Origin of the sequence: Vibrio cincinnatiensis, assembly GCF_022113815.1 — a bacterium.
GTDB classification, from domain to species: domain Bacteria; phylum Pseudomonadota; class Gammaproteobacteria; order Enterobacterales; family Vibrionaceae; genus Vibrio; species Vibrio cincinnatiensis_A.
Genome location: NZ_SGOM01000025.1, coordinates 1 through 5,332, shown reverse-complemented (window position 1 = coordinate 5,332; position 5,332 = coordinate 1). Strand labels below are relative to the sequence as shown.

5 protein-coding genes are annotated in these 5,332 nt (G+C 38.0%); all 5 read left to right on the top strand.

What is annotated here, in order from left to right:
• The first annotated feature begins 168 nt into the window (after nt 1-168).
• The 5 genes from EXA13_RS16060 (at nt 169) to EXA13_RS16035 (ending at nt 5,147) form a co-directional block, all read left to right on the top strand.
• Nucleotides 169-711, top strand: coding sequence for a hypothetical protein (locus tag EXA13_RS16060; protein ID WP_238134036.1), 543 nt, complete (start codon nt 169-171; stop codon nt 709-711).
• 674 nt (nt 712-1,385) lie between these two features.
• Nucleotides 1,386-2,000, top strand: coding sequence for an outer membrane beta-barrel protein (locus EXA13_RS16055; protein WP_154116229.1), 615 nt, complete (start codon nt 1,386-1,388; stop codon nt 1,998-2,000).
• A 151-nt stretch (nt 2,001-2,151) separates the two neighbouring features.
• A complete protein-coding gene (locus EXA13_RS16050) occupies nt 2,152-3,366 on the top strand; it encodes a DUF3644 domain-containing protein (RefSeq protein WP_186464076.1) in 1,215 nt (404 codons plus the stop codon).
• Nucleotides 3,367-3,526: 160 nt separating this feature from the next.
• Complete coding sequence (locus EXA13_RS16040; RefSeq protein ID WP_238134035.1) at nt 3,527-4,261, top strand: DUF5677 domain-containing protein; 735 nt, start codon at nt 3,527-3,529, stop codon at nt 4,259-4,261.
• A 157-nt stretch (nt 4,262-4,418) separates the two neighbouring features.
• Entirely contained in the window at nt 4,419-5,147 is a 729-nt protein-coding gene (locus tag EXA13_RS16035; protein WP_238134034.1) for a hypothetical protein, read from the top strand.
• The last annotated feature ends 185 nt before the right edge of the window (nt 5,148-5,332 follow it).

Genomic DNA, 5,332 nt, shown 5'->3' with positions numbered 1-5,332 from the left:
ATGCTTTGAAATGGTTAGTAAAGTTACATAACAAAGCATTTAAGAGGGACAATCAACGCGTGGCATTTTTGGTTTGGGTTGGCATTTGAGGTTACGGCAGGTTAGTTTAAGTTCAGTGGTTTGCGTTGCCTGCCCCTTAATGCGGCGTTAGGCATCAAGGAGTAATATTTGAAATTTGGTGACATAGAAATTGGTGAACTAAAGCTAGTTCCAGAGTTGGAGTCTGGAGATGAAAAGGAAGTGTTCGCATTTTATGGACTAGCTTCATTTAACGCCCAGTGTGCAGAAAAAGCACTAGTTAACTTTGTTATGGGGTACAAGCTCGTTGATGATTCTGCATTAACGGAAGAACAATGGCTAGAATTGTATGAAAGGCTAAATTCAAATACATTTGGTCGCCTTCTTGGTCATATTAAAAAGCGGGTTGAACTGCCGGATGCTTTGGTTGCTCACCTTGATTTAGCTCTACATAAAAGAAACTGGCTAGCGCATGATTTCTTTTATGATTATGCTGTACACATGACTGAACCAACTGGTCGTATTCAAATGGTCACTGAGCTTCAATCACTAATAACTATGTTTCAAATTGCAGATCGTGCAGTAGAAAAACTAAGCTCTGTTGTATGGCGTGAGTTTGGTATCGACGACGCTTGGATAGAGAACGAAATGGCAATTCAGCTTTCAGAGTACCAGTCAGCAAAAAATGCCTAACAAACGCTTCAATGGGGACAGCCAACGCAGGGCATTTTTGGTTCGAATGAACATTTGAGGTTATGCCTGTTCTGTCTGAGTGCAGGTGTTTTACGTTGTCTGCCCTTTAAGCGGGCGTTATGTAACCGTAGAGAAAAAGACCACAATATATTGAAAATTAAAGTGTTTTTATGATTTCTTTACTTTGAATTTAGCTTCTACTTTGCCTGTTTGATACATTTAACTGATTGTTTTTTATTAGTTATTTTTTAATTTATAAACCCAGTTGTGTTCATATTGGTTTAGTTTTCGTCTTCTTGTCCTTCGAGTCTTTATTCAGCATTTAATGGTAAAGTGGGTTTGCGTTCAGCTTGTCTATAGTCATGATCCGCAGAATCAAGTTACTTTTGTAGTTGCCAGAGTTTTTTCTACTGGGTCAATGCTGACTTTTCGTGTAAGTTAAATCGTGTTTGGCGATGCTGTTTTTGGTAATGCTTTGAAATAGTTAGTAAAGTCACATAACAAAGCATTTAAGAGGGACAATCAACGCGTGGCATTTTTGGTTTGGATTCGCATTTGAGGTTACGGCAGGTTAGTTTAAGTTCAGTGGTTTGCGTTGCCTGCCCCTTAATGCGGCGTTATGCGTCGGCACAGTTTAATCGTATGGAATATTAATGAGTAAATGGAGTGAACAAATGAAATTACGTCAGTGGTTGGTAGCAATAATTGCCTTATTAGGTGTCAACGTTGGAGTGATGGCTCAATCTGATCAAGTAGAAAAATCCAGTGATAGAGGCAAAAATCATGTATATATTGGTGCCGATTTTAGCTTTTATAATAATCTAGAATTAGAAGTGGAAAGCATTTCAATTGATGATTCTAGCGATTTGAGTGATTTTGGTTATAGCGCAGTTGTTGGTTACGAGTTTGACACACACAAAGTGGTAAAAATAGGGGTAGAGGGTGAGTATCGAGATTTTGGTAAGGTTAATTATTTCAATGAATTGGATGTAAAAGGGGATGGTATATTTTTAAATGTAAAACCTAAATTTATAGTTTTAGGTGAGCATGCGGATGCTTATGTTAGTCTTTTAGCTGGCATAGGCTCAATGGATATAGAAGGCAAGCTAGTATCAAGTGGTTTGTCGGCATCTAAGTCGGAGCTTGGTTATCAATTTGGAGCAGAGCTTGGTTTTATAATTGGTTCTGATATTGACCTGCATGTTGGTTATCGTTCAGCTCATGTAGAGATAGAAGATATTGATATATCAATAGTCAGTGGATATGCGGGAATTAGGTATCATTTCTAAATACGCATAACAAAGCATTCAAGAGGGACAGTCAACGCTTGGCAGTTTTGGTTTGGTTGGCATTTGAGGTTACGGTTGGTTAATTTGAGCGCAGTGGTTTGCGTTGCCTGCCCCTTAATGCGGCGTTATATGCAAGTCAGTAGGTAGGTTTATGTCAGAGAAAAAATGGTTGCAAGTAGATAAAGCGTATACATTCTTCCTAAAGAGTTTTAAGGCAGGGCATGAATTCTCACTAGATGAATTAGCTGAAAAGACAGGTTGGAGTGTATCAACAGTAAAAACTTATTTACGGAAAAAGTGGTCATCGTTATTGGATGCTACTGCCAGTGGTTATAGGGTTACAGAAGTCATTACTACTTTCAACCCAACAACTTTTCGTCAACACCAAAGCCAAAAAGATGAAGTAGATAAGTTTCTTCATCAGATCATGCTAGAAAAAGCAATTTCGGCGTGTATTTCAGCGATAGAGATATACAACAAGCCTAATTTTCAGCATCGAGAGGAAACCTTTTCAATATTAATGACAAATGCATGGGAACTTCTTCTTAAGTCCAAGCTTGTAAAGGATGCAGGTGACTCTCCCGAGGTAATTCATTTCTTCAGCAAAGGTGAAGTTGTAATATCTCCAAGTGGTAACCCTAAAACAATCTCATTGGGGACATGTCTTAATCGTCTATTATCTAATGGTTCTATACCAAAGGTGGTTGGTGATAATATACGGCTTTTAATGAACATCCGAGATGATTCGGTTCATTTTGTCTGTGGTGATTTGGAATTAAGTACTAGTATCCAAGAAATTGGTACAGCATCATTAAAGAACTTTATGACTCTTGCAATGAACTGGTTCAATCATGACTTTAGTCGTTACAACTTCTATCTGATGCCTGTATCATTTTTTCATCTTTCAGATGTCGCCAGCTTTAGTATCGACAGTGAGGTTAAATCAAATCTTCTTAAATATCTTAAAGCCATTGAAAAAGACCATGAGCATGATAAAGATGCAAACTATGCTATATCGTTAAAACTTCATACTAAGTTGGTAAAAACCACAAATGAAGAAGCGCTACAAGTCCGCCTAACTAATGACCCAGATGCTCCTGAAATAGTTTTTTCTGAAGAAGATGCCCTAAAAAATTATCCACACGACTATCACGAGCTTCTGGAAATTCTGAAAAGTCGATATACAAACTTTAAACAAAATAAAGTGTTTCATGATCAAATGAGGATATTGAAGGCCGAAGGTGAAAGGTACTGTAAGCTTCGTCGTTTAGATCCTGATAACCCGAAAAGCATTAGTAAGACTTTCTATCACAACAGGGTTATTAGCCAATTTGATCAATGGTATGAAAGGGTTAGAGTAAAATAAGCATATAACAAACGGTTCAAGAGGGACAACCAACGCGTGGCATTTTTACTATGCGTTGTTTTTTTGTGGTTACGGTGTTATGCGGAAAGTTGGTAGTAGCGTTGGTTGCCCCTTAACCGGGCGTTAAGTGTAACCATGAATATAAAGTTTAGGGGGAGCAATGGAGCTTAAGTTATTGCAAGAAGTGTTGGATTTTTCTCATGAAAAAATCACCAATATCAGCTTTGTTACAAAAATAAAATCGCATAGCTATAGTATCTCGATTTACTGCAGCTTAATTGAGCTGGCAAAATCATTCCATACGCTGATTGGCAACAAGGATTATACTGGCTCGTTATCTGTTTATAGAACATTTCTAGAAAACTATGTTGAATTAATAAACTTGATTAATGATGATAACTATCTGAAGCATATAGAGCTAGAGTTTCATGAGCAAAGGCTGCGCACTTTGAAATCAGCTAAAAATGGAAACGTATATTTAAAATCTCTAGTTGAAATAGTGGATACTGAGATACCCAAAACAGAAGTTCTCATTAAAAATATTAAGCATGAACTTGGAATTAAAAATGGCTATCGAATTAAAGACAAGTTCTCAATGGCAAATATGCTTCTTGAATACGAAGCAGTTTATGCTGAGCTATGCTCAGAAGCCCATTGTAACTTAGGTTCGTTGTTCACTCGACATTTCGAATACAACGAAGTTAGAAAACAAATTGGCGTTTCTATTTATAATCCAGATGTCGCAGAGAGACATTCTTACTATGTAAGTATGTTGTCGGTGCAACTAATTGATGCAGGCATCAGAATTGTGTCCTCACTAGACCCCAAGCTCAAGCCTGAGTTTGACAGCTTGAAGCAGCATTTTGATGAGCAATACTTAGCAATCAACACTTAACAAACAATTCAACAGTGATTCGCAACGCTTGGCGCTCTCACTTCGGGTTGAGTTTAGTGTTTACGGCGAAGTATTTAAGTTTAGTGTATGCGCTGCTCACACGTTAATTGGGCGTTAAGTGCATTTTCAAGTATCGTAGAATTAATGATGAGGTGTTATGGATCACGAAGAGCGTATTGAGCAGGTAATGAAAGAACCACAGTCCATTGAGGCTAGTGATCATGAAGAAAAAATTCGTCGGAATTTACTCCTAGCATCAGCGATATCATTTTGCTTCACTTATTTGAAGCTTATGCCTGCCAAAGACACTGCTTTTATGGGACTCAAGTTTGAGAACCTGACACCCGAGACTATTTATGTCCTTTTGTTAGCCTTTGTTGGTTACGAGCTATTTCAGTACACGTGGTTAGTTAGCAATAGATTTATGTACTGGCGTATTAGGCTCACAGGAATCAATACACAAGTTACGAGAGGAAATAGAAGCACGTTTGCTAATAGAAACGATTCGTGTGACTACTCGGGTAAGCCGGAAAATTCAAATTTCTATACTTGGATGTTGGAAAACAAAGTGGACGTGATTAGTCGAAAAGATGCACTTGATAGCGCATGGATCAAAGTTGAGTCGCATACATTTAATTCTGAAAATCTAACTCCTACAGAAAGAGAAGATATCCTCAATAAGCTAAACGAAATTCAAACGCACACTACTTTACTTGATCAAAGTATTACCAACATCCGTATTTCTGCATCGATGAAACGATTTGATAATTGGTTCAGTATGCTAGTGCGAAGTCAGTCAATACGTTGGTTGTTATTGGACTTTCTTTTACCTGTGTTGTTCGGTTTGCTAGCAATAGCTTTACTCATTCCCAAAGTATGCACTTAACAAACGCTTCAAGAGGGACAGCCAACGCGCGGCATTTTTACTATGCGTTGGTTTTTGTGGTTACGGTGTTATGCGGAAAGTTAGTAGTAGCGTTGGCTGCCCCTTAAGCGGGCGTTAACTGTCTTAAGTTTCCACTATCGAAAGGAGTTTTAAGGTGGATGTTAATAGTTACATAACACCTGTAG

What these genes read in the sequence shown, in the direction of transcription:
- EXA13_RS16055 (WP_154116229.1), top strand. Translation starts at nt 1,386, where the DNA reads ATGAAATTACGTCAGTGGTTGGTAGCAATAATTGCCTTATTAGGTGTC.
- EXA13_RS16050 (WP_186464076.1), top strand. Translation starts at nt 2,152, where the DNA reads ATGTCAGAGAAAAAATGGTTGCAAGTAGATAAAGCGTATACATTCTTC.
- EXA13_RS16040 (WP_238134035.1), top strand. Translation starts at nt 3,527, where the DNA reads ATGGAGCTTAAGTTATTGCAAGAAGTGTTGGATTTTTCTCATGAAAAA.
- EXA13_RS16035 (WP_238134034.1), top strand. Translation starts at nt 4,419, where the DNA reads ATGGATCACGAAGAGCGTATTGAGCAGGTAATGAAAGAACCACAGTCC.